The organism is Acetobacterium malicum subsp. dehalogenans DSM 11527, from assembly GCF_000472665.1.
Classification (GTDB): Bacteria; Bacillota; Clostridia; order Eubacteriales; family Eubacteriaceae; genus Acetobacterium; species Acetobacterium malicum.
Map to the genome: position 1 here is coordinate 85,086 of NZ_AXAC01000003.1, position 25,431 is coordinate 110,516.

General features: G+C 39.7%; 22 protein-coding genes and 3 other annotated features (1 of these 25 cut by a window edge). Of the genes, 8 read left to right on the plus strand and 14 right to left on the minus strand.

Annotated features, from left to right (window positions below):
* Positions 1 to 33: 33 nt before the first annotated feature.
* The 8 genes from A3KS_RS0100430 to lexA all read left to right on the plus strand — a co-directional run bounded on the left by A3KS_RS0100430 (position 34) and on the right by lexA (position 10,364).
* Positions 34 to 402, plus strand: a complete 369-nt coding sequence (locus A3KS_RS0100430; protein WP_026393202.1) for an ArsR/SmtB family transcription factor — start codon at positions 34 to 36, stop codon at positions 400 to 402.
* A gap of 36 nt (positions 403 to 438) precedes the next feature.
* Entirely contained in the window at positions 439 to 2,790 is a 2,352-nt protein-coding gene (locus A3KS_RS19575; RefSeq protein WP_084504829.1) for a heavy metal translocating P-type ATPase, read from the plus strand.
* Positions 2,791 to 3,054: 264 nt separating this feature from the next.
* Positions 3,055 to 3,735 (plus strand): TnsA endonuclease N-terminal domain-containing protein, encoded by a 681-nt coding sequence (locus A3KS_RS22165; RefSeq protein ID WP_051355559.1) that lies wholly within the window; start codon positions 3,055 to 3,057, stop codon positions 3,733 to 3,735.
* Positions 3,713 to 5,614 (plus strand): DDE-type integrase/transposase/recombinase, encoded by a 1,902-nt coding sequence (locus tag A3KS_RS0100445; RefSeq protein WP_026393203.1) that lies wholly within the window; start codon positions 3,713 to 3,715, stop codon positions 5,612 to 5,614. The genes A3KS_RS22165 and A3KS_RS0100445 overlap by 23 nt, the downstream gene beginning before the upstream one ends.
* A gap of 23 nt (positions 5,615 to 5,637) precedes the next feature.
* A complete protein-coding gene (locus A3KS_RS0100450) occupies positions 5,638 to 6,633 on the plus strand; it encodes an ATP-binding protein (RefSeq protein WP_026393204.1) in 996 nt (331 codons plus the stop codon).
* Between the two features lie 23 nt (positions 6,634 to 6,656).
* Positions 6,657 to 8,126 carry a TniQ family protein gene (locus A3KS_RS0100455; protein ID WP_026393205.1) on the plus strand — a complete coding sequence of 490 codons (1,470 nt, stop codon included), beginning with the start codon at positions 6,657 to 6,659 and terminating at the stop codon, positions 8,124 to 8,126.
* Between the two features lie 527 nt (positions 8,127 to 8,653).
* A complete protein-coding gene (locus A3KS_RS0100460) occupies positions 8,654 to 9,637 on the plus strand; it encodes a tyrosine recombinase XerC (RefSeq protein ID WP_035354737.1) in 984 nt (327 codons plus the stop codon).
* 82 nt (positions 9,638 to 9,719) lie between these two features.
* A complete protein-coding gene (lexA, locus tag A3KS_RS0100465; RefSeq protein ID WP_026393207.1) occupies positions 9,720 to 10,364 on the plus strand; it encodes a transcriptional repressor LexA in 645 nt (214 codons plus the stop codon).
* A 55-nt stretch (positions 10,365 to 10,419) separates the two neighbouring features.
* On the opposite strand, the gene zapA is transcribed toward lexA, so the two are convergent.
* From zapA to thrS, 14 genes are all read right to left on the minus strand, one after another.
* Complete coding sequence (gene zapA / locus A3KS_RS0100470; protein WP_242834712.1) at positions 10,420 to 10,980, minus strand: cell division protein ZapA; 561 nt, start codon at positions 10,978 to 10,980, stop codon at positions 10,420 to 10,422.
* Between the two features lie 108 nt (positions 10,981 to 11,088).
* Positions 11,089 to 11,967: a DNA-processing protein DprA gene (locus A3KS_RS0100475; RefSeq protein WP_026393209.1), complete on the minus strand. Its 879-nt coding sequence runs from the start codon at positions 11,965 to 11,967 to the stop codon at positions 11,089 to 11,091.
* A 17-nt stretch (positions 11,968 to 11,984) separates the two neighbouring features.
* Positions 11,985 to 14,363 (minus strand): phenylalanine--tRNA ligase subunit beta, encoded by a 2,379-nt coding sequence (pheT, locus tag A3KS_RS0100480; RefSeq protein ID WP_026393210.1) that lies wholly within the window; start codon positions 14,361 to 14,363, stop codon positions 11,985 to 11,987.
* Between the two features lie 13 nt (positions 14,364 to 14,376).
* Positions 14,377 to 15,399 (minus strand): phenylalanine--tRNA ligase subunit alpha, encoded by a 1,023-nt coding sequence (pheS, locus tag A3KS_RS0100485; RefSeq protein WP_026393211.1) that lies wholly within the window; start codon positions 15,397 to 15,399, stop codon positions 14,377 to 14,379.
* Positions 15,400 to 15,486: 87 nt separating this feature from the next.
* Positions 15,487 to 15,714 (minus strand) — a binding site (T-box leader).
* A gap of 39 nt (positions 15,715 to 15,753) precedes the next feature.
* Positions 15,754 to 16,545, minus strand: a complete 792-nt coding sequence (locus tag A3KS_RS0100490) for a TrmH family RNA methyltransferase (protein WP_026393212.1) — start codon at positions 16,543 to 16,545, stop codon at positions 15,754 to 15,756.
* A gap of 2 nt (positions 16,546 to 16,547) precedes the next feature.
* Positions 16,548 to 17,216, minus strand: a complete 669-nt coding sequence (locus A3KS_RS0100495; protein ID WP_026393213.1) for a potassium channel family protein — start codon at positions 17,214 to 17,216, stop codon at positions 16,548 to 16,550.
* Positions 17,217 to 17,230: 14 nt separating this feature from the next.
* A complete protein-coding gene (locus A3KS_RS0100500) occupies positions 17,231 to 18,607 on the minus strand; it encodes a TrkH family potassium uptake protein (RefSeq protein ID WP_242834713.1) in 1,377 nt (458 codons plus the stop codon).
* Between the two features lie 131 nt (positions 18,608 to 18,738).
* Positions 18,739 to 19,092: a 50S ribosomal protein L20 gene (rplT, locus tag A3KS_RS0100505; protein ID WP_207725434.1), complete on the minus strand. Its 354-nt coding sequence runs from the start codon at positions 19,090 to 19,092 to the stop codon at positions 18,739 to 18,741.
* Positions 19,093 to 19,118: 26 nt separating this feature from the next.
* The gene (gene rpmI / locus A3KS_RS0100510) at positions 19,119 to 19,322 is read right to left on the minus strand and encodes a 50S ribosomal protein L35 (protein ID WP_026393216.1); all 204 of its coding nucleotides are present in this window, start codon (positions 19,320 to 19,322) and stop codon (positions 19,119 to 19,121) included.
* Positions 19,323 to 19,432: 110 nt separating this feature from the next.
* On the minus strand, positions 19,433 to 19,972 hold the full coding sequence (gene infC / locus A3KS_RS0100515; protein ID WP_026393217.1) for a translation initiation factor IF-3: 540 nt from the start codon (positions 19,970 to 19,972) through the stop codon (positions 19,433 to 19,435).
* A gap of 170 nt (positions 19,973 to 20,142) precedes the next feature.
* The gene (locus A3KS_RS0100520) at positions 20,143 to 20,937 is read right to left on the minus strand and encodes an ABC transporter ATP-binding protein (protein WP_026393218.1); all 795 of its coding nucleotides are present in this window, start codon (positions 20,935 to 20,937) and stop codon (positions 20,143 to 20,145) included.
* Positions 20,938 to 21,834 carry an ABC transporter permease gene (locus A3KS_RS0100525; RefSeq protein WP_035354741.1) on the minus strand — a complete coding sequence of 299 codons (897 nt, stop codon included), beginning with the start codon at positions 21,832 to 21,834 and terminating at the stop codon, positions 20,938 to 20,940. It abuts the gene before it with no gap.
* Between the two features lie 102 nt (positions 21,835 to 21,936).
* Positions 21,937 to 22,929 (minus strand): ABC transporter substrate-binding protein, encoded by a 993-nt coding sequence (locus tag A3KS_RS0100530; protein WP_026393220.1) that lies wholly within the window; start codon positions 22,927 to 22,929, stop codon positions 21,937 to 21,939.
* 109 nt (positions 22,930 to 23,038) lie between these two features.
* Positions 23,039 to 23,280 (minus strand) — a binding site (T-box leader).
* Between the two features lie 71 nt (positions 23,281 to 23,351).
* Entirely contained in the window at positions 23,352 to 25,268 is a 1,917-nt protein-coding gene (thrS, locus tag A3KS_RS0100535; RefSeq protein ID WP_026393221.1) for a threonine--tRNA ligase, read from the minus strand.
* A 103-nt stretch (positions 25,269 to 25,371) separates the two neighbouring features.
* Positions 25,372 to 25,431, minus strand: a binding site (T-box leader); it runs 196 nt beyond the window's last position.

Sequence of the window (25,431 nt, forward strand, 5' to 3'; positions counted from 1 at the left end):
ATGTATAAATCTTTTAAATGTAAGGGGAATGACATGATTCGTATTGAGAATCCAATCGAACGTTGTGATTGTAATGTAATCCATGAGGATGTTGTAAAGCAAGTTAAGGATAAAATGCCAAAAGAAGAGCTCCTATATGATCTTGCTGAGTTATTCAAGGTTTTTGGAGATTCAACAAGAATCAAAATATTGTGGGCATTAGCTGAAAGTGAGATGTGTGTATGTGACATCGCATTTCTATTGAATATGACACAATCCGCCATTTCACATCAGCTAAAGGTTTTAAAACAAGCAAAACTTGTGAAAAATAGAAAAGAAGGAAAAGTAGTATTCTACTCATTGGATGATGACCACGTTAAGCAAATATTTAATCAAGGGATGGTACACATAAACGAAAAGTAGAAATATAGTTGATAATAAAAAAGGAGGAGATCAATAATGGAAGAATCAAAAATTGAACTTGTTTTAGATGGTTTGGATTGTGCTGTCTGTGCGGCAAAAATTAATGATAAAGCGAACAATATAGAGGGAGTTAAAGAGTCCACGCTTAATTTCGTCTCTAAAATTATGACTATTGAACTGGATAATGCTGATATGAAAGAATCTGTTATTAAACATGTAACGGAAATTGTATATAAGATTGAACCTGATGTCACTGTGTCTGAAAAGTTGCATGATAAATACATTAAAAAGACACTTGTATTAGAAGGACTTGATTGCGCTAATTGTGCTTTGAAAATTGAAGGAAAAATCAAGGAACTAGATAGCATAAAAAACGCCAATGTTGATTTTACAACGGGTAAACTTAATATTGAAACAAGAAATAGAGATCTCGAAACAGCAATAAAAGATATTAAACTTATTGTAAAAAAAATAGAGCCTGATGTAATGGTAAACGAAGAAGCTAAAAAAGCTACCGAGGAACATGTGGAAATTGGTGATGAAAATAGGAAAGAGCTTGTCAAATTAGCAATCGGTGGGGTGTTGTTTGCCATTGCTTTAATATTTACATTCCAAACACCAGTGGAATTTATTTTGTATTTTGTTGCGTATTTGATAGTTGGCGGAGAAGTTGTGTTGCGAGCTGCTAAAGATATAAAAAACGGACAGCTTTTTGATGAAAGTTTTCTGATGTCAATCGCAACGATAGGAGCATTTGCTATCGGTCAATATCCAGAAGGTGTTGCAGTAATGCTGTTCTATCAAGTGGGCGAATTCTTCCAGGATTTGGCGGTAAACAGGTCCAGACGATCGATTGCCGAACTTATGGATATTAGACCTGATTACGCAAATTTAAAGGATGGGGATGATATCAAAATTGTTTCTCCAGAGGATGTGCTTATCGGAGAATATATTATTGTGAAACCAGGTGAAAAAGTACCACTTGATGGAGTTGTTGTTGAAGGGAAATCCATGATGGACACTTCAGCACTTACGGGGGAGTCCGTTCCTCGTGAAGTAGAAGTTGGTAATGAAGTCTACGGAGGGTTCATCAATAAAAACGGGTTATTAACGATTGAAGTTAAAAAAGAATTTGGCGATTCCACGGTATCAAGAATTTTGGAACTGGTTGAAAACGCCAGCAGTCGAAAAGCGCCTACGGAACAGTTTATTACAAAGTTTGCGCGAGTATACACCCCAATAGTAGTAGTAGCAGCTTTAGCGCTTGCGATTATTCCGCCTTTAGTTATCCAAGGTGCAACTTTTTCTGACTGGATTTACAGGTCATTGGTTTTTTTGGTAATTTCTTGTCCTTGTGCATTGGTTATTTCAATCCCGCTGGGCTTTTTTGGTGGAATTGGAGGCGCTTCAAAAAATGGTATCTTGATAAAAGGTGGAAATTATCTAGAGGCTTTGAATAATGTTGATACTGTAATATTTGATAAAACTGGAACCTTGACAAAAGGTGTGTTTAAAGTAACAGAAATTAAAGCGGTCCAAGGCATAACCAATGATGAGCTTTTAATGTATGCTGCATATGCTGAAAATTATTCCAACCATCCCATTGCTCAATCAATTATGAAAGCTTATGGCAAAGAAATTGACAAAGGCGTAATTGAAGCGCATGAAGAACTACCCGGCCTGGGATTAAAGGTTAATATTAAAGGGAAGGAAATTTTTGCAGGTAATGCAAAGCTGATGGCCGATAAAGAAATAGCCATACTGGAAAATGATGAACCTGGAACAATTGTATATATAGCGATAGATCGGAGTTATGCAGGTTCGATTGTCATCTCAGATGAAATCAAAAAGGATTCTAAAAAACTTGTTGGTGACTTAAAAGCACTCGGTATAAAAAAGACTGTTATGCTGACAGGCGATAATAAGATCATCGGTGATAAAGTTGGTAAGCAACTAGGATTGGACTTAGTTTATTCGGATCTACTTCCCGATCAAAAGGTAGAAAAACTGGAGCTGCTTTATAACCAAAAAAGCACTAAAGGATGCGTTGTTTTTGTTGGAGATGGTATAAATGATGCCCCAGTCTTAGCAAGAGCTGATGTTGGCGTTGCAATGGGGGGGTTAGGATCTGATGCCGCTATTGAAGCTGCGGATGTTGTGCTAATGACTGATGAACCGAGTAAACTGATCAGTGCAATAAATATTTCAAAGAAAACGAGACGTATAGTATTACAGAATATTACTTTGGCGTTTGTTGTAAAAGTAATTGTCCTAATATTAGGTGCCGGTGGACTTGCTACAATGTGGGAAGCAGTATTTGCTGATGTAGGAGTTGCATTGTTAGCAGTCTTAAATGCTATGAGAGTCATGAATACGAAAAATTTGTAAAAATAGATTAAAGGATCATTAATTTAGTGTTGCTATTTTAGTTTCAAATGAAGCTTAAACATTAAACACTACTATACTTTTAACAAATTAAATTGAGCCTAATGACGGATTGAAATAAAAAATTCAATCCGTCATTTTTGGTATTTAAACCTTAAAGTATCTTTGAATAAATTTCTGTGATTATTCTAAAGAAAATTGGATAAGTAAACGATAACAATATTTGCTTTTGAGTTTTGAGATTAATAAATATTGCGGAGGAAGCCCATGTTAAGTGAAAAGCCAATCGAAATGCCACGCTCACAGAGCTATGGATCGAATTACTTTATTTGTCATAGTCTAAAACTAAATCGAAGGGCATGTTTTTACAGTAATCTGGAATATGCGAACTTTTTATCTGTTGAATTGAACCCGCAAATTATTAAATACGTCGAACAACCACTTCAAATAACTGGAAAAAATGATGATGGCAAAATGTGCAAAACAGTGTTTGATATGGAAGTTCTTTATGAAGACAATATTAATGAATTATGGGAAATTAAGTATTCTTCTGATTTAACTGGAGACAATAAATCCGCAGTCAGAGCAAAGTCTCAAATTGCTATCCAAAAAAATTGGTGTTTGAAAAATAATATTCTATATCGTGTGCGTACTGAAAATGATATTTTTCAAGGTCTGGAACATCTCAATAATATGAGATTTATGTATCACTGCATTTGTAGAACTGATGAAAGGTTACTCGGAAATTGTATAAAACGAATAAAACGATTTATAGAACAAGTAGGGGATACTACAATTGGACATATCTATGAATCTGATCCAGAGCCAACAATGGTATTTCCAAGCCTGGTCTATTTGCTGATACGTGATCAGATCAAAGCGGATGTGTTTAATCAGGAATTGAACTTTTATACAGAGGTGTGTTATGGCAAACGTTTTTTGGAATAATAAGATCGCAAAATTTTATGAAGAAAGTAAAACATGGCGAACTGTAAGTACCTATAATATGTCAGACTCTGATAAACAAATCTATGAATCAAGGAAAAAAGCAGTTGATTTGTATTTAAATGGTGAGTCAATGAAAAACATAGAAAAAATGACCGGCATAAACCATTCTCATATTAAAGAGTTTGTCGATCGATGTGCAAGCCTTGATACGAGTGGCCAACCTGTAGGTTATATTGGATTAATAAAAGGGCACCGATTGAAATCGAGAAAGGGTCCATTTATTAAATTAATGGAGGATCACCCCGATATTCGAGATCAATTACTATTAGATTATTTTAATGAAAAAAAATCAAAATGGGACAAATTATCATCTTTTAAAACAATCCATGAATCTTTAATAAAAAATCTGATAGCAAACGGCTTTAAAGAGACCGACTATCCATTTGAAACTAAATCCCAAGGATATCGATCAATGGTCAGATTTTTGCATAATATTGGTGACGAAAATCCTTATGCTTCATTGAATCGTTACGGAAAAAATGCGGAGCAATTATTTCGCAACACAAGATGCATACAGCCGGATCAATCCAGTCCTAAACGACCTTTTGCAAAAGTTGAGTTAGATGGGCATAAAATCGATGCATTATTTACAGTTGCTGTTGAAAATGAATATGGAGATACTGTCTATGTTTTAGCAAACCGTATTTGGATTTTAGCAATTATTGACGTAGCGACTCGCGTTATACTTGGGTACACTATTTCTGTTAGTCAAAACTATAATCGATTTGATGTATTGGAATGTATTCAAAATGCAATAATTCCACATAAAGCATTGAATTTTAGTCAATTCAATTTAATAAAAAGTATTGAAGGATACCATTCAGTAGCAGTCCCTTTTACGCAATGGGCGCTCTTTGATGAGATTTGTATGGATAATGCACTCTCTCATCTTTCACGTGACGTTACGGATAATCTAGAAAAATTAGGTATCAGTATAAATTTTGGCCCTGTTGCAACACCTCATAGACGCCCACTCATTGAACGATTTTTTAGAACTTTAGAAGAGAAAGGTTTTCATCGAATGCCATCTACAACGGGGAGCAACATTAATGATATTCGTCGAATCGGAGCAGAAAAAGATGCTGTTACATATCGGATTACCCTCAAAGAGATCTCCGAAATTGCTGAAATAATTATTTCAGAATACAATTTGCAACCTCATCAAGGATTAGGAGGCTTTTCGCCTCTATCAGTTATGAGAGACCGAATTGATCGAGGTTTGATTCCATCATATGTTTCAGATGATAGCAGAAAGGATTTTTCGCTAATGAAATGTTATCAAATCAGAAAAGTTCAAGGCAATAAAAAAAAGGGAATCCGGCCATATATCAATTTTGCTGGATACAAATATACAAGTTCTGTTTTGTCTTCAAGCTATACACCAGTCGGTAAGAATATTGTAATCGAGTTTGATCCGCTTGATATTAGAGAGATGGAAGCATATTTAGAAAATGGCGCTCATATTGGACATTTAGTGATCAAAGGTAAACAGATTGGAACTGCGATTTCCTTAAAAACAAATAAATTAATTCGAGATTTTGCGAATAATAATGACATGAATAACAGTCACGTCGAAGATATAATAACAAATTTTGCAAATAATCTGGAAGAAAAAGCCCTATTCAGTAAAACGGCGGCAACTCACTTGGCATCTGTTCGAAATGAGGCTGAAAAAAGAAGTCCAGGATCAAATATTCTACCTCAAAATAAAAAATGTTCCAATACTACAGACGAAATCACTCGTGAAGATGACAAAAATTTGTTAAGCGATGAGGAATTAATGGCGAAATGGTCAGACCCATCCAAGCGCACATGGTAATGAAGTGAAAGGGCTAAAATAAAATGAATGCAGATCAATTTGATCAAGTAAAATCAAAAGTAAAAAATAAACATCCCATTCACACTGGTAATTACAAAATAAAAACATCGATTGTCGAAGAAGCAATCAAAAAAATAGACGAAGCGATCAAATTTAGAATACAAGGGATGATTATTTATGGACCATCAGGTTATGGAAAATCGACAGCAATCAATATAATAAAAAATGAAATATACGAAAAGTATGACCGCGAAATTTTAACGTTTGTGAGCTCCATGCCTGATCCACTAAAGAACACCAATGTTTTTTACACGCGATTATTGAAAGCCACAAATCATGATTTATTTAACAAAGGTTCAGCACAAGATAAATCGGATCGATTGTGTTCTCAGCTAATAAATTTAGCCCTTGAAGAAAACGGAAATCGAAAAATCCTTTTTTTCATAGATGAAGCAGATGCGTTAGATAAGAATGAATACCAATGCCTTAAAGATATTAATAACCAGTTAAAAGCTCAAAGTATAGAAATGACGACAATTTTAGTTGGTACTGAAGATTTAATCTCGCAGCGGAACTTGTTCTCAGGAATGAAGGAAGTCCAGATTGTGCGACGTTTCATGCAAAAAACGCACATATTCAATGGTATTCGGACAAAGAAAGAACTTCAAGATGTCCTCGGTGCATACGATTTCGGTATGCGATTTCCCTTAGATTCAGACTTGACATACACGAACTATTTTTTTCCAACGGCATTCAGTGAGAGTAAATTTTTGATCCATGAAACTGAAAATTTATATAATTGTATTTGTAATATTTATGGAAAAACTATTTTCAGTAAACATGGATTGTCAATGAGTCATTTATGTAACATGATTGAATTTCTTTTTATAGAACATGGAATTGAAGGGGCAGGGGATGGATGGATTACCGAAGATATGTGGATCGAGACTGTCAAATTTGCAGACTGTGGCCACGAGCAAGACCTTTTAAATGCATGTATCAATGGAAAGCGAAAGTGAGTATAAAACTAGGATAAGCTGGTATGCTAACAAAATTTAAGCGAAATCAATATGAAAGTTTTTATGATTATTTAGTTAAATCATGTTACGTGAATTCTTGTTCTTCAAATATATTGATTAAACCAATATTGGTAAACAATAATGATACAAATAAATTTTTGCCAGAACTTTTATTTCAATATAGGGGTAAAATAAACGTTGAAGGTTTAAATTCCATAATTGAAGAACCAGTTCTTCTGCAAATAAAAGAAGATGTGAAGAGACTATTAGGTCCATTTTCAATATTTCTTTCCCATAATCTCATTTTTCTATTCGATCATTATTTTAAATATTGTCCAAAGTGCCTGGAAGAAGGAAATCATTATTTATTTCATCAATTTTCTTTTTTAGATCAATGTCTTATACATAATATGCTTTTGGTTGAACATTGCCCTGTTTGTAACCATCGCAGATTTTCGGAATTTTGCTTCAATAAAAAAAGTTATTATATTTGTCCCCATTGTGAAATTGACTTATTCCGACATTTCATGATACACTCACCAATGGAGCTTGTTGCAAGAAGTTATCATAATAAATCAATACCGTTGAATCTTCCATCTATTTCGGATAGAAGTTGTACTATAATTGAGATTAATCCCTGGCAATTAAAAATTAAAAATAAACTTCCGGATTTTGGCGCTAAATTTATAAAAGATTATCTTATCAACGGCGAAAAGAGTAGTCTAGCGACAATTAGTGTGCGAAAAGTAACGAAATTAACTAAATATGAAATTAGTAATCTGAACAATTATTACTCAAATTGCGATTGTGATTGGATTAATTTAGTAAAAGACTATTCAAAAAATGATTTGTCAATTCTTTCATCACTTGAAGATATCATAAATAAAGTCGACAGCCGGATCAAGAAAACTTTCCGAGTTGGTTATCATTGCGAAAATATGAATCGAACAAATATTGATTACAAAACGAAATTAAATAATATTTTTGTAAAATGTCTCTATGGTAATAAAAAAATAAAAAAAGAACAATATGCATATTATCTATGGTTATATTCTTGTATATTGAGAAATAGGGCAGGAGAGTGTAATACTTCTTTCTTGTTGTCCTTATATGAATACCTCATTCAACTCTTTTATGATTTCTTTAATGATCCCAAAAGCACAACAATTTCGGCCGATGTTTTCCAGCTTGCTTGTAAAATTATCGAGTTTTATTTATTTGAATACTTTTGTAGACTATTAGGTTTTATTGAGAATAATATTAGAAATGGTGACTTTATAAAAATAATTACAGAAGATCTTTTAGATTCTGGTATTTCAGTTGGCCCAGCCTATAAAGGCATTATTATCGAGAATGATCTCTTTTATAATGTCTATTTTTTCGAAGAAGAAGAGTCTCAGGTGAATGAAGATTATCGAAACAATATAGATAATATGGAAACAATGGTTGGGGGATATAGTCTGATTGTACGCTACAATGTTTCCATTGGATAATTATAAGGCTTAATACATTTTCACTGAAAGTTGGCATTACATATAGAACTTATTTTTTTCATGAAAACCTTCCATTTTTTACGGGTTATATGTCAAATTTTACCTATTTTTAAAATAAAATAGGTATCATACGAACCTGTCATTTTATTTTTCATTTTCTTCACCGGAGATAATAAAATTTCATATTTCTGATTATTGTTCATAGAATTCAATTAAATTCGTTATTTATGTCCGATCAATTATACATAAGCGCAAACAAATGAATTATTTTTTACCATTTATATGTCAAACTATGTCCGAAGTATATGTCAATGCACATTTTTAAATCTGTATTTCTGAGTAGATTCGATCGAGAGCCTGAAATCTTTTGTCGCGAAATGTAAGTTTCGTGACAAAAGTGTCAAAATATGATAAGCTATCAACAAATCATCCGTCGCCGCCAGATTAATTTAATGATCTGTACTGAGCGGCTTTTCTGGAGCTCATGTTCTCCAACTGACTGCCAAATAAATTTTAGGAGACCTGTCATGACATCCCCAACAAATCTAACAGATAAAATAATTCCGAACAACAGCTTGATTGATGAATTTCTGAACTATGTTTTGACCATTAAAGGTTACTCTGATAAATCAGCTCAGGCCTACCGTTATGATCTGATTATCTTTTTCAGATTTATTAAGCGCTATTTTGCGATGGTTCCGCAAGCCCTTGACTTTGATGAAATTCCCATCGATGATGTCACAATTGATGATTTGAAAGCTGTCAATCTCGGGATTCTCTACGCCTTTCTTTCTTATTCAAGCAAAGAGCGCCATAATGCTGATGCCGCCCGTAGCCGGAAGGTTTCGTCACTCCGCTCTTTCTTTAATTACCTTTGTAATAAGCAGAAGTACTTTCTTCCTAATCCGGTGACTGAATTGGAAATGCCCAAGCTACCGGCCCGTCATGCCCGTTATCTGGAATGGGATGAAGCCGTTGATCTACTAAAAGGAATTACTGGCCGTCATAAAGAACGGGACTTTGCTATTGTAACGCTGTTTTTAAATTGTGGAATGCGACTTTCCGAACTGACCCAAATTAAAATATCTGATATAAAGAATGATTCCCTGCGGATTATTGGCAAAGGAAATAAGGAACGAACCGTCTTTTTAAACCATGCCTGTCTCAAAGCGGTTAACCGATATCTGGCTGTTCGTCAGGAATCAGACTCCCCCTACTTATTTCTCAGCCAGCAGAATACGCCCATCAGCAACCGGGCGGTTCAACATCTGGTCAAGAAACACCTGGCCAGCTGTGGACTGAATACCGACGAAATCAGTGTCCATAAACTCAGACATACAGCGGCAACTCTGATGTTTCGCTATGGCAATGCTGATCTACGGTCGGTTCAGGAAATTTTAGGTCATCAGAATGTTTCGACAACCCAGATCTATACCCATATCAATGAAGAAACGCTGCGGGACACCTTAAATCAAAACCCGTTATCGCAATTTGAAAGCGATGATGACTGAGAATTTGTTTAAATGAGAACTTACGTTTGTTTTTATTTTTCGGATATGGTATAATAAACTATAAATTTTTGGAGGAATGCTAATGTATGAGGATTTAAACAGCAAACAGTTTGCAATATTAAAATTTATTGAAACTCAAATGCGTGATAAACGTTATCCCCCTTCGGTACGGGAAATATGTGCCGCTGTTAACTTAAAATCGACTTCCACTGCTCATACCTACCTTAAAAAGCTGGAAGAACTTGGTTATATTAAACGAGACTCAACAAAAACCCGGGCTATCGAAGTCCTTCGCCATGATCCTAACGAAACAATTTCTAATTACTTTGACGAAAAAACGATTGTTTCACTGCCAATTTTAGGTTGTGTTACGGCGGGCTCTCCGATTCTGGCAATCGAAAATATTACTGATATTTTCCCGCTGCCGCTGGATTTTACCGGAACTGATGCCGCGTTTATTCTTGAAGTTAAGGGCACCAGTATGATTGATGCCGGCATCCTTGATGGGGATAAAATTGTCGTCAGAAAACAGGAAACCGCGAGAAATAATGAAATTGTTGTGGCCCTCATGCTTGAAGATAACGAAGCCACCGTAAAGCGGATTTTTTATGAAGACACCAATAAAATTCGCCTTCAGCCGGATAATAAAACGATGGATCCAATTATCTGCAATGAAGAAGATGTCAAAATTCTTGGTAAGGTTACCGGATTAATCCGTAAATTCTAAACACAAAAAAAGATGTTTGCACATCTTTTTTTGTGTTTGTTTTTTTATCAGTTTTTTAATCCAGTTTCATTTTGTCTTCAATACTTTTGAAGACGTCTTTTTCAATATGATTTTTGTTAGCTTTTACTAATTCAATCTGACTTTCAAAAAGTTGATTTTGTAAATCCAGAATTGTTTTGCGGCTGGTTTCGCTTTCGATCTTACTTTGGCGCAAATGTTCACGATACTGAGCCAGTAAATCATTTTTTTCATCCAATTCTTTTTGCAGTATTTCGGTTTCTTCAACCAGGGTTTCATATTTTGCTTTTTCTTCAGCTAAAATGTCGTTTGTTTTCTTAAGTTCTTCTTTGACGAGTTTAATCTCGCCGCTTTCCTTAACTTTGAACTCTTCACTGGTACGAACTTCTTCTTCAGCAATAAATAACCGCTCGGTAATATTCATACAGCCGAGGATCGCGATCCGAATGTGGTTGGTAAAAGGATTAGCAGCCTTGACGCGTTCCAATTCGGCATTGACGTAATCAGAAACATGTTTGATATGCTCTTCGTTTCCCTTTGCCTTTAAATTAAATTCGGTATCTAATATGCGTAATTCCATTATTGTTTGTTCAGGCATTTTTTCCTCCTGTGAAATAAATTTAATTCTCTGAAAGTAATAATCATATTCTACTCTGTTATCTTCTATTATATGTAATAAACAAAAAAATTACAAATGATTTGTCAATTAATAATTTTCGATGACTTGTGTCAGCTCGGTATTCTGGATAATCTGAAAGTTAATCCCCTTCTGGTTAAGGTGATTAAAACCATCCCGTGATTCTTCATAAATGATCGGGATGGAATAAACCGGCTTATTATATTTGTTGGCGTAATCCAGGGTATGGATGGTTCCGCTGCCCGGTGCAAAATTGGATACGATGACAAACTGACTCGTGCTACTTTGCAGCCGATCGCGTTCGATGAATTTATAGGGCTGAACCATTTGATGATGATTGTACTCTGAAATCAGGCAACCACCCTGGTCGCAAATTTTTCCCGCTAAATCGCGATTTGTGTCCGGATAGATCTGTGTCAAACCCGAAGGTAAAAACGCTACCGTCTTTCCACCACCAGCCAGACAGCCTGAATGTCCATAAGAATCGGTGCCAACTGCCAGGCCGCTGATCACCACAAAATTGTTTTCGGCCAGCATTTTACCAGCCTGAAAGGCGAAGTCGGAACCCAGCCGGGATGGTGTCCGACTGCCGACAACCGCGGCCCGTTTGGGGTGATTTAAAATTTCAAGATCGCCCTTATAGTAAATCAAGACCGGATAATCATTAAAATACAGGCTAACCGGAAAACCATCATCTAAAAATGATGTGCGATCAATGCCCAGCTCATTGCATTCATGGATTAGCCGTTTGGCGTAATCCATGGATGCCTCAATTTCGGTTTGACTGATTTGATTAGGGATAATATGAAGGGCTTGGCCGATTTCCACCATCTCTCTGAACGAGAGATCCTGGGGTGCGGTAAGTATTTCCAGTAGCAGTCTAACTTTCTGGCGTCCGACCCCTTTTAATTGCATGAGTCCAATAATCAGCGTATGGATGTTATTCATACCCGTTCGTTTAACAACTACTCGCGCAGCTGGGCGTCAAATGATCGCTTTAATTCACCGAGGATTTGCTCGATCACCGGGTTGATGTCATTGTCATTAAGGGTCCGGCCATGATGTCTGAAGTTTAAGGCATAAGCCAGACTCTTGTAACCATCGGGAATTTGCGCCCCGGTATAGACATCAAATAAATCGATGCTTTCAAGAATATCACCACTGTTTTTGCGGATAATGGTTTCAACCGCCGCCGCCGGAATATCGGCCTTTAATAAAATTGCCAGATCGCGATTTGACGCCGGGAATTTGGGCAGATCGGTAAATTTATTATCCAGTGATGAGCAGTCAAATAGCGCCTTAAACGACAATTGACAGATATAACAACGCTTGGGCAGTTCATAATTCTTTACAACAACTGGATGAATCTCCCCAATCTCGCCTAATATTATCCCATCGACAAAAATTTCAGCTTTGCGGCCGGGATGCAGGAAGTCTGAGCCACCGGCAATAAAATCGGGATATTTAATGCCGGACTGCTCCAGTAACAGCTCGACAACCCCTTTTAATTCAAAATAATCCTCACCGCCATAGCTACTGATAGCCAGTTTCTGTTCCTCGATCGGTAATTCCCCTGACTTCGTATTCTTGCGATATGTATTGGACAGTTCAAAAAAACGACCAAACGGATTTTTGCGATTATAGTTGAGTGAAATCACTTCCAATTGATGTCCGATTAGCGTATGGCGCATAATACTGTTTTCTTCGCCCAATGGGTTAATCAGTGGGACGAGGTTTTCGTCAAGCTGTGAATTAAGCCCGTGAAGACGTTTTTCGCTAGTGAAAGAGGATGTCAGGGTTTCATAATAGCCCTGACCGACCAGGATGTTCTTAAGGGCGTCTTCAAATTTCTGCACCGGGGTTTTACCGCCAACCATGGTTTCGCCGCCCATGATGGTGCCAGGAATCATATCGTAACCAAAAATCCGGACCACTTCTTCGGCCAGATCTTCTTTAAGGTCAATATCCAACCGATAACTGGGGACTTCCACTTCCAGCACATAATCAGAGCTTTTTTCGACGTTGAAAAACAACCGGGTCAGCATTTTGGCAATCTCATCAATTGTGAGCGAAATACCAACAAAGGTATTGAACCAATTAATGTCCAGGTTGACTTTTTTTAAGGATGCGACGCTGGGATAAACATCGATCAGCCCTTCAATGACTTCGCAAGCACCGATTTCCAGCAACAGCTGGGTGGCCCGCAGCGCTGCCATACCAGCCAGTTCGGGATCGACGCCCTTTTCAAAACGAGATGATGCCTCGGTTCTCAGGCCCAGCTTTTTAGCGGTTAGCCGAACACTGCCTTTGTTAAAATTGGCCGATTCCAGCACAATCAGACTGGTTTTTTCGGTTATCTCGGAATTTTCGCCGCCCATGACGCCGGCAATCGCTACTGGTACCTTACCGTTGGTGATCATCAGCATCGTTTCATCGATGTCCCGTTCTTTGTCATCAAGGGTTACAATCTTCTTATTGGTGGTGGTTTTAACCACAATTTCCTGGGACTGGAGGCTGTCATAATCAAAGGCATGCAGCGGCTGGCCCAGTTCCAGCATCACGTAATTGGTGACATCGACAATATTATTAATCGGACGCACGCCACTGTTTTGCAGTTTGATCTGCATCCACAATGGCGATGCTTCAATTTTCTTAACTTTCAGCATCTTGGCGACATAACGAGGACAAGCGGGATCTTCGATTCTGACACTCAAATAATCGGCAATCTGATTGGTACTTTCAACGGTATCATAGGTGGTTACACCGGCCATCGGGAGATCCAGAGTTGCTGACGCTTCCCGGGCGATGCCAATGATCGATTGGCAGTCCGACCGGTTAGCCGTCAATTCCACATCGATGATCACATCATTCAGCCACAGCAGTTCCCGGGCATCCATTCCCAGCGGGGTATTTTCTGGGAGAATCAGAATTCCTTCCATGATTTCTTTGGAAAACAAATCGGTATTCATACCCAGTTCTTCAATCGAGCAGAACATCCCGTGGGAAAGCAGTCCTCTAAAATCATTGGTGCCGATTTTGGTACCATTGGCAAGCACGGCCCCATCAACAGCAACGGAAACAATAGCGCCTTCAAAGACGTTCTTGGCGGCAGTGACAATCACCCGTTCGTCTGCTCCCATATCCACCGTACAAACAGTTAGCTTATCGGCATTGGGATGGGGTTCAATTTTGGTAATTTTTCCAGTCAAGATATTGGCAACATTTTCAGAAACAACAGTCAGTGTTTCGACCTTTGTGCCTGACATGGTCAGGGCCTCGCCAAAATCATAAGGGGACATTTTTATATCAACAAATTCTTTTAACCAATTCAGTGAAACGAGCATATTATGGTTCCTCCTATTTAAATTGCGCTAAAAAACGCAGATCATTTTCAAATAATAAACGCAGATCGTTTATTCCGTACTTGATCATCGTGATCCGGTCAAGGCCCATGCCAAAGGCAAAGCCACTGTATTCATCCGGGTCGATGCCACAAAACCGCAGGACATTCGGGTGAACCATACCGCAGCCCAGAATCTCGATCCAACCGGTGTTGCTGCAAACCTTGCAGCCGACGCCGCCACATTTGAAACAGGTGACATCCATTTCCGCGCTGGGTTCGGTAAAATAAAACTGGTGCGGGCGGAATTTTGTTTTGGTCTGTTCGCCAAACAGCTTTTTGGCAAATAAATCCAGAGTTCCTTTAAGATCACTCATGGTAATGCCCTTGTCGATGACCAGGCCTTCCATTTGATGGAAAACCGGCGAATGGGTGGCATCTATTTCGTCGCAGCGATAAACCCGGCCTGGTGAAATAATCCGCAATGGCGGCTTTTGTTCCTGCATAACCCGTACCTGCACTGGCGAGGTCTGAGTTCTCAGAACAATATCGTCTTCATAATAGAAGGTATCCTGCAAGTCTCTGGCGGAATGATCCTGAGGAACGTTCAGGTAGTCAAAATTATATTTAGCCCATTCAATTTCCGGACCTTCGGCAATCGAAAAGCCCATGCCCAGAAAGATTTCTTTCAATTCGTTGACGGTGGTGGTCAGCGGATGGAGATTTCCGGCCTGGTGCTTTTTCCCCGGTAAGGACACATCGATACTCTCTTCTTTGATCTGGGCTTCGATTTCTTTTTGCTCAAGGGCGTGTTTCTGAGCTGAAATATTATTTTCAATTTCTTCCCGGATTTCATTGGCCAATTTTCCAATGATCGGTCGTTCTTCGTTGGAGAGCTTGCCCATGCCCTTCAGGGCAATGGTCAGCTCCCCTTTTTTCCCCAGGTACTTTATTCGCACATTATCCAGTGTTTTTAATTCTTCAACGGCATTAAGATCAGCCAAGCAGCGATCTCTTAATTGTTTGAGTTCTAACTCCATTTCTTTCTCCTTTATTAATTATCTTATTAAATGCTTTTTTGAATTCTTTGCATATTTAATCATTAAAATAAAAAAATCGTCCTTCTGAAAAAGGACGAAATAATTCCGCGGTACCACCTTAAATTAATACTGATTGTATTCACTCAAAATTTTAACGCAATTAACGTTAGAGGCTAAAGGCCATCGCAATCGGATGACGTTCACGTCTAAAACTCCAGAGGGAACTTCAATAAAATTAAACACAAAATCTCTCAGCCTGGGATTTTTTCTCTGTAAAATTTAAAATTTATTTACTCGCTCTATCATTGTTGATAAGCTATTCAATTTTTCTTTTGATTTTTCTCGATAAAGCATTTATTGAAAATCTCTGACCAGGTCATACATAATAATTCCTGCTGCGGTTGCCACATTAAGCGACTCGGCCTGACCCAAAATGGGGATTTTAAGTAACAGGTCACAGCATTCACTCATTTCATGTGTCATTCCCCTGGACTCGTTACCCATCACAATGGCTAATGATCTGTTAAGGGGTTCGCGCTCCCATAAGGAACTGCCCATTAAGGAGGTGCCAATGATGGTAATCGACTGGTCTTTTAATTGCTGCACATAATCGAGCAAGGACTCGACTTGATAAATCGGCAGGTGAAAAACTGAACCCATCGACCCGCGCAGTACTTTTTCGTTATAAACATCGGCCGTTTTGGTGGATGTCACCACACAGTCAAAGCCAGCTGCATCAGCCGTTCGGATGATGGTGCCAACATTGTAGGGATCCTGAACGTCCTCCAGTAAAACATAACGTTTGAATGTTGCCGGGGGGAAGTTGATTTTAGGCAACACACAAATAATTCCTTCAGATTTTTGCAACGTTGAAACTGATGAAAATACAGAAGGGCCAACAATGGCGATGGTCACATCCTTTTCAGCTAGCGACAGCAAATAATCACTGTTCGATCCCGCATTGATATCCAGCCATTCTTTAGTAATAAAGACTTGTTTAATTGGCAACTGCGCTTTGACAGCCTCGAGAAATAACTTGGTTCCTTCGATTGCGAAGGAACCCTCCGCATCTCTAAATGATTTACTGGTAAGTTTGCGGAGATATTTGAGCTGTTCATTATTTTTTGAAGTAATTTCCTGAAACATCGTTAATGGTCTTTTCGGGAGAGTTTATTAATCTCATTAATCGATCGGTTTTCGCCCATAACAATCAACTTATCGCCAGAACGAACGATATCACTTGCAACCGGGGAAGCATTTAGAACATCTAGGGTCCGAATGGCAATCACATTTAAGCCATGCTTTTCTCTCAGGTTCAGTTGCTCCAGAGTTTTTCCTTCCCAGATATGGAGGGACTCCACTTCGACAATCGAATGATTGGTATCCAATTCTAAAATATCGATAAAATCGCCAGAGAACAGATTATGTGCAACCCGCTCGCCCATATCACGTTCTGGTGAAAACACCTTTTTAACCCCTAATTTTAGCAATACCTTTTCATGCTGAGCATTGTTAGCTTTCCCATAAATTTCGCTGATTCCCAGCTCCTGAGCATTGACAATGCCCATGATACTGCTGTTAATATCGGAAGTGATCGAAACAACCACGGCATCGACATTTTTTAACCCAATTGACTTCAGGGCATTGATATCGGTGACATCGGCCTGGACCGCATAGGTTACTAAATTCGCAATGTTTTGAATCTTTTCTTCGTCTTTATCGACAACAACAACATTACAGCCCAACTCACTGAGAGTGATGGCAAGTGCTTCACCAAAACGCCCTAAACCAAGGACTGCAAACTGCTTTTCTTTCAATTAATACTCCTCCTCTAGCCAATCATAATATTGCCTTCCGGCAATTTAAAATTACCCACGTTTTCCCGGGCGCGTTTTTCACTACGTGAAATAGCATAGGCTACTGTCAATGGACCCAGCCGACCGACAAACATGGTAATACTTATGGCTATTTTTCCCCCAATTGATAATTGAGGGGTTAATCCGGTTGTTAAACCAACCGTGCCAAATGCAGAAAGCACTTCAAAAACCACGGTTTCAAAAGAAGCTTCGGGTTCAGTACATAATAACACAAAAATCATAAAGATGACAATAGCGAAAGCAATAACCAGCACTGAAATTGCCCGACGGATGGCCGGACCTAAGATACTGCGTTTAAATGCAACGACATCCTTGCGGCCATGCAGGACCGAGACAACAGTCATAATGATGATGGCAAAGGTGGTTGTTTTAACACCCCCGCCAGTGGAGCCTGGTGATGCACCTACAAACATTAAAAGCATCGTTAAAAACAGCGATGGCGTTGTGAGGGCAGCAATATCGATGGTATTATAACCGGCTGTTCGCGGAGTGATCGACTGAAAAGCTGCAGCCATAAATTTTACCGGCAACGATAAATTACCCATTGTTTTGGGGTTATTATACTCAAAAATAAAAAAGAGCACAAAACCGACAACTAACAAAGCGCCGGTAACGGTTAATACCAGCTTGGTATGCATACTCATTTTATCAAACTTACGGATATTAATTAAGTCACTGGTAACGGCAAAGCCCAGACCGCCGAGAATAATTAAACCGCCAATCACAAAATTGACAATAAAATTGCCGACGTATTTTGTTAAGCTGGAATAATTTCCAAATAAATCAAAACCAGCATTGCAAAAAGCCGAAATAGAATGAAAAAAACTATAGGCAGTCCCCTGTAAAAACCCGTATTCCGGGATAAAAACAAGAGCCAGCAACAAAGCTCCAATTCCTTCTATCACCAAGGATGAGAAGAAAATATACTTGGTAAATTTAACAATCCCTGAGATCGAATCCATATTGACGGAAGATTGAATTAGCAACCGGTCTTTGATGGTGATCCGTTTCCCGGCCAGAACAAAAAACATCGTGGTCAGTGACATGAAACCCAATCCACCAATTTGAATCAGCAAAATAATGACAACTTTCCCGAATCCTGACCAGAATGTCCCCGTATCGACAACTACTAATCCGGTCACACAGACAGCCGATGTTGATGTAAACAAAGCGTTGATGAAACCGCCGCTCTCCCCAGAATTACTGGCAATGGGCAGAGTAAGAAGAATTGCACCCAGCAAAATAACCAGTGCGAATCCGTAAATCAGCATTTCCGCAGGGGAGCGCTGTCCAACAAATTTATTAAAATTCCAACGTATTTTTTCTGCCACAATTCTGTCTCCACATATAATATTTGACAATCATACATATTTTAACACGCTGCTATAAAAAAGCAACAATTATATACAATAAAAAAACTTCCCAAGCATGGATAATCCGTTGAGAAGTTTTTTCAGTACGATTAGTTCATGTTTTTCTTTGATACTTCAACTAAATCTTTGAATGCATTGATGTCATTCATGGCCAAATCAGCTAAGATTTTACGGTCAATTTCAACACCTGCCTGTTTTAAACCAAACATGAATTTGCTGTAGCTTAAGCCATACATTCTGGCACCGGCATTGATTCGGGTGATCCATAATCTTCTGAAATTTCGCTTCTTTTCTTTACGGCCAACATATGAAGATCTGAGTGCTCGCATAACGGCTTCATTTGCTGATCTATATAACTTACTTTTAGCACCATAATAGCCTTTTGCAAGTTTAAGTACTTTTTTATGTTTCTTTTTGGCATTAACGCCTTTTTTAATTCGCATTATCTATTTCCTCCTATCTTCAAATATTATCTTTTTACCATTTTGATCATTTTCATTACTACTTTAGCATCTCCAGGAGCTAAACCAGTAGCTTTTCTGAGGTTTCTTTTTCGCTTACTGCTTTTTTTGTTTAGAATATGGCGTTTACCAGCTTTGGTCCGTTTAATAAAACCTGATTTTTTTATTTTAAAACGCTTTGCAGCACCACGGTGTGTTTTCATTTTTGGCATAACTATTTCCTCCTCCCTGTACAAGGTATCTTTTATAAAAAACTATATCTGAGAAACTTAATTAACAATAACTAAGTTTCGATAACAGATAGTCAATTAACGTTGTTTACTTAACTTATCTTTTTGGGGGCGATATACATAACCATATTTCGGCCTTCAATTTTCGGCGCTTTTTCAATAACGGCAAGATCAGAAACACGTTCGGCAAAATCAAGTAATACTTCTTTTCCCTGTTCCGTATAAGCCATTTCACGGCCTCTGAAACGAATAGCCACTTTAACCCGACTACCTTGTTCCAAGAATTTAATGCAATTTTTAATTTTAACATTAATATCATGCTCTTCAACTCGAACTGACATACGAATTTCTTTAATAACCACAGCTTTTTGATTTTTTTTAGCTTCTTTTAATCGTTGAATTTCTTCGTATCTAAACTTTCCGTAGTCAAGAATCTTACAAACCGGCGGTTTTGCGTTTGGTGAAACTTTCACTAGATCCAAATTTTTCTCATCGGCTAATGCTTGAGCGTCTTTTGTATTCATGACTCCCAACATCTCACCTGCTTCGTCAATTACACGGATTTCGCGATCACGGATCTCGTTATTAATTTCGTGTTGAACTTCTTTGCTAATAGTAATATACCTCCATATATAAAAATTGCAGGTAGAGTCACTCCACCTGCAAAAAAATACTAACGAACATTCATCATGCGTTCATTCATATTTACCTATTTCCCTGAGAAATGAGGTGAGAAGTGTGTTTCCTCTACTTTGTTACTTAGCTATTATATGCTTATCCATCACCGTTGTCAAGCGTTTTTTTAGGAAAGTAACGCCCGGTCATTAGCAAATTCTTCACCACTGACCTGACCAAAGCGTTTCAGTAAATCTTCAACGGTCAGCTGTTGCTTTTCTTCGCCCTTAATATCCAGGATAACCCGTCCTTCATGCATCATGATCAGACGATTGCCATGTTCAATCGCGTGGCGCATGTTATGCGTGACCATCAGGGTTGTCAGATTACCTTCCTTGACAAAACGGTCACTTAGTTGCAGTACCTTATCGGCTGTTTTTGGATCCAAAGCTGCCGTGTGTTCATCCAGCAACAGCAGTTTCGGTTTTTTCAAGGTCGCCATCAACAAGGTCAATGCCTGTCGCTGTCCCCCCGAAAGCAAACCGACCTTGGCATGAAGACGATTTTCCAGCCCCAAATCCAGATGACTGAGGTATTCTTTGTAAATCTCCCGTTCCTTATTGCTGATGCCCCAGCTCAATGACCGGGTTTTGCCGCGACGATAAGCCAGGGCAAGGTTTTCTTCAATCCCCATATTGCCGGCTGTCCCCATCATCGGGTCCTGAAAGACCCGGCCGATGACCGCCGAACGTTTATGTTCCGGAAGCTTGGTGACATCTAAGCCATCAATCTGGATGGAGCCCTTATCGACGCCAAAGACTCCAGCCACACAATTAAGAAAGGTCGATTTCCCGGCGCCGTTGCCGCCGATGACGGTGACAAAATCGCCTTCGGTTAAGGACAGGCTAAAACCACTGAGCGCTACTTTTTCATTGACCGTCCCGGCATTGAATTTTTTCTCGATATCTTTAATTACTAACATTTATAGGTCCCCTCCATTCATCGATTTTTTAATCGGTCGGAGATAGGTTTTAAAGACCGGTAATGACAGCGCAATGGCCACGGTAATCGCCGTGAACAATTTCAAGTCGTTGGCCGGCATCCCCATTTTCAATACCAGTGCGATGATAATACGATAGGTAATGGCACCGAGAACTAATGAAATCAGGCAATTGAAAAAATTACGGGTCCCAAAAATAACTTCACCAATAATAACCGAGGCTAAACCGATAACGATTGAACCGATTCCCATCTGAATATCAGCAAAGCTCTGGCTCTGGGCGATTAACGACCCGGAGAGAGCAACCAGACCATTGCTGATGACCAAACCGAGAATAATCATATTATTGGTGTTGATCCCCTGAGCCCGGGCCATTTGCGGGTTGTTACCGGTAGCCCGGATCGCACAGCCGATTTCGGTTCCGAAAAACCAGTATAAAAGACCAACTATCGCCATTACACTGATAAAGCCAAAAAGCATGACCGAATATGTTGGGCTTAATCCCAGGTTCTCCATGGGGGTGAAGACAGTATCAATCCGTAACAGTGACAGGTTGGCCTTCCCCATGATCCGCAGATTGACCGAATAAAGCGCGATCATTGTTAAAATACCGGCCAGTAACGCGGGTATTTTTAGTTTTGTATGAAGAATTCCAGTGACCAGTCCGGCCAGCATCCCGCCGACAAAGGCTAAACATGTGGCGACGAAAGGATTCATCCCATTAAAAATTGAAAAAGCTGCGATGGCAGCTCCCATTGCAATACTTCCTTCTACTGTTAAATCAGCAATATCGAGTATTCGGTAGGTGATATAAACGCCGATCGTCATGATCGCCCATAGCAGACCCAGCGATATTGCACCTAATATAATCTCAAACATTATTCTGCCTCACTTTTTATCTATTGATTATCTTGATTAATAATTATAGCAAGCAGTAATGGTGTTCATTACTGCTTGCTAAATCGTTTTTATTTAAATCTTTTATTTTGCGGTAATAACATATTGCTGAAGATCAGCGGGAATGGTTAAACCAATTTCCTGAGCGACGGCACCATTGATCGCATACTCAAATTTAGTTGCGGATTCGATTGGCATGGTTGCTGGTTCGGCTTCGCCTTTAAGAATTTTTACGGCCATTAAACCCGTCTGGTAACCCAGGTCTGAGTAGCTGATTCCCAGGGTAGCTAATCCACCGGATTCAACCATCCCGGATTCACCGCAGATTACCGGTGTTTTTGACTGGGAGGTAATGCTTTGAACCTGAGGCATAGCTGAGGCAAAGACATTATCGGTGGGAATGTAAATGGCATCACATTGGCTGACAATCGATTGAGTCGCTTGTTGAACATCATTTGAATTGGTAACTGTTACTTCCACATATTTCAGCCCCAGTTTTTCAATCGCTTCTTTGGCAATTTTAGCCTGGATTACTGAATTATCTTCGCTGGAAGTGTAAAGAACTCCAACTGTTTTGGCAGTCGGCACCAGTTTTACCAGCAGGTCAATTTGCTCCTTAATTGGGTTCATATCGGTTGTTCCGCTGACATTTCCGCCCGGTGCTTCATTTGAAGTGACCAGTCGAGCGGCTTCATAATCGGTAATAGCAGTTCCCAAAATTGGGATTTCGGTCGTTTTACCAGCGATGGCCTGAGCCGCCGGGGTCGCAATGGCTAGAACCATATCAACCTTGTTGCTGACAAAACGGTCACTGATGGTTGATAAATTACTTTGATCACCCTGGGCATTTTGGACATCAATGGTAATATTGTCGCCATCGGTATAACCATTGTCGGCCAGTGCGGTAACAAAGCCTTCTCGAGCCGCGTCCAGGGCGACATGATCGACGTATTGAACAATCCCGATAGTCGCTTCTTGACTTTCTTCTTTTGTGGCCGAGCTTGTGCATCCGGCGCCTAAGGCAACCATAGCTGCAACGAGCAGAACGGTCATTAATTTTCTTCCGTGTGTTTTCATTTCTTTTCCTCCATTTTCATTTTTTATTCAATAAAACCTTTTCAGGTCGAATTGTTCGTACAGATTGCTGCTTTTTTTACCTTCACGCAAAAAAAATTCGTCTCTGAATAACAGGGACGAATACAAATTCGCGGTACCACCTTGCCTTTGATGCTTACACATCACACTCTGCAAGCAACCTTAGTCACTTAGCCATGATAACGGTTGGTATCCGGCCCAGCCTACCGGGCAAAGCCTTTCGGTGAGCAGCTCACAGGATGTATTCATAACGGGGTCCTGCTTTCTCACACCAACCGAAAGCTCTCTGCAAAGATCATCCAATTATTACTTGTTCCTGGTCATCACTTTATTGTTTTTTATTATATTTATACGAGCCGAATTTGTCAACCATTATTGCAAATTCGACCCGTATTATTCCTGATTTATTCCAGGGTCAATGATTTTGTCTTAATTTTTTCGATCAGTTTTTCTTTGAGATCGGCCAGACTGATCAGGCCGGCATCGCCAGTATCGCGGATTCGCAGGGCTAGATCGCCGCCTTCAGCTTCTTTATCACCGACGACCAGCATATAAGGTACTTTTTGCATCTGTGCTTCCCGAATCCGGTAGCCCAGTTTCTCATCCCGGATATCCACCGAGGCGCGAACGCCGATGGCGGTCAGTTCTTCGGCAATACCTTTGGCAAAATCGTGATGAGCATCCGCCACCGGAATGATCATTACCTGAACCGGTGCCAGCCAAACCGGGAATTTTCCGGCAAAGTGCTCAATCAGGATCCCGAAGAAGCGTTCGATACTACCTAAAATGGTGCGGTGAACAATAACCGGACGGTGTTTTTCGCCGTCTGAGCCAATATAGTTCAGGTCAAAGCGTTCCGGCATCTGGAAATCCAGCTGAATCGTCCCACATTGCCAGGTCCGACCGAGACTATCCTCCAGATGGAAGTCGATTTTAGGACCGTAGAAAGCCCCATCACCAGGGTTTAAACGATAGTCAATCCCTTTTTTCTCCAGCGCTTTACGCAAGGCCTCGGTGGCGATTTCCCAAACCTCATCCGAGCCAATAGCTTTATCTGGTTTGGTTGATAATTCAACCTTGTAGTTAAACCCAAAGACCCGGTAAACATCATCGGCAAGATCGATGACCTTGATGACTTCGGCTTCAATCTGATCTGGAGTCATAAAGATATGGGCATCATCCTGAGTAAAGTTTCGCACCCGCATCAGGCCGTGGAGGGCACCATGCAGCTCATGACGATGGACCAGACCAAGCTCGGCCATTTTTAACGGCAGGTCCCGGTAAGAGTGGCCTTTTCGTTTATAAACGAGCATACCACCCGGGCAGTTCATTGGTTTAACGGCATAGGAGGCTTCATCAATTTCGGTGAAATACATATTCTCTTTGTAATGATCCCAGTGACCGGATCGTTTCCACAGCTCAGCATTGAGGATAATTGGGGTTTTAATTTCCTGGTAGCCCCGCAGTTGATGGATCTGGCGCCAGAAATTTTCCAGTTCGTTGCGAATAATCATGCCTTTGGGATGGAAAAATGGGAACCCCGGACCTTCTTCCTGGAGCGAGAAAAGATCCAGCTCTTTTCCCAACTTACGGTGATCGCGTTTTTTGGCTTCTTCCAGCCGGGTCAGATAGGCTTCCAATTCGCTTTTTTTAGGGAAGGTAATGCCGTAGATCCGCTGTAGCATCTTATTTTTTTCATCACCGCGCCAATAAGCACCGGCCAGACTTAACAATTTAACCGCTTTAATCCCGCTGAGGTTTTGAATATGAGGACCAGCGCAAAGGTCGGAGAACTCACCCTGGGAATAAAAGCTGATGATGGCGTCTTCCGGCAGGTTTTCGATCAGTTCGGCTTTGTAAATCTCGCCTTCAGCATTCACTTTGGCCAGAGCCTCGTTGCGGCTTAGTTCATAGCGATCGATGGCCAATCCTTCTTTGACTATTTTGGCCATTTCTTTCTCAATTTTTTCCATGATTTCCGGAGTGATTATCACATCCACATCGATATCATAGTAAAAACCATTGTCGATCGCCGGTCCAATCGCCAGTTTTGCTTGTGGATAAAGGCGCTTGACTGCCTGGGCCAGCAGATGGGAACCGGTATGCCAGAAGGCATGCTTGCCGCCTTCGTCTTCGAATTTCAACAGATTGAGGGTGGCATCTTCATTAATTGGTTGGCGGATATCGACAACCTCACCGTTAAGTTCTCCCGCCATGGTATTTTTAGCTAAACCGGGGCTGATATCATTGGCAACTTCAAGAACAGTGATTCCGGGTTCATAAGTCTTTATGGATCCGTCTTTTAACGTAATAGTAATCATAATTTTCTCCTTTTTCTTTGGCGTTTATTGAAAAACAGGGTATTTTTTAGCGACCGCTGTTTAAAAACACTTATTTTAAAAACAAAAAAGCCCCTTTGTCAAACAAAGGGACGTATCAACGCGGTTCCACCCAATTTGATTCACTTGCGTGAATCCACTTAAG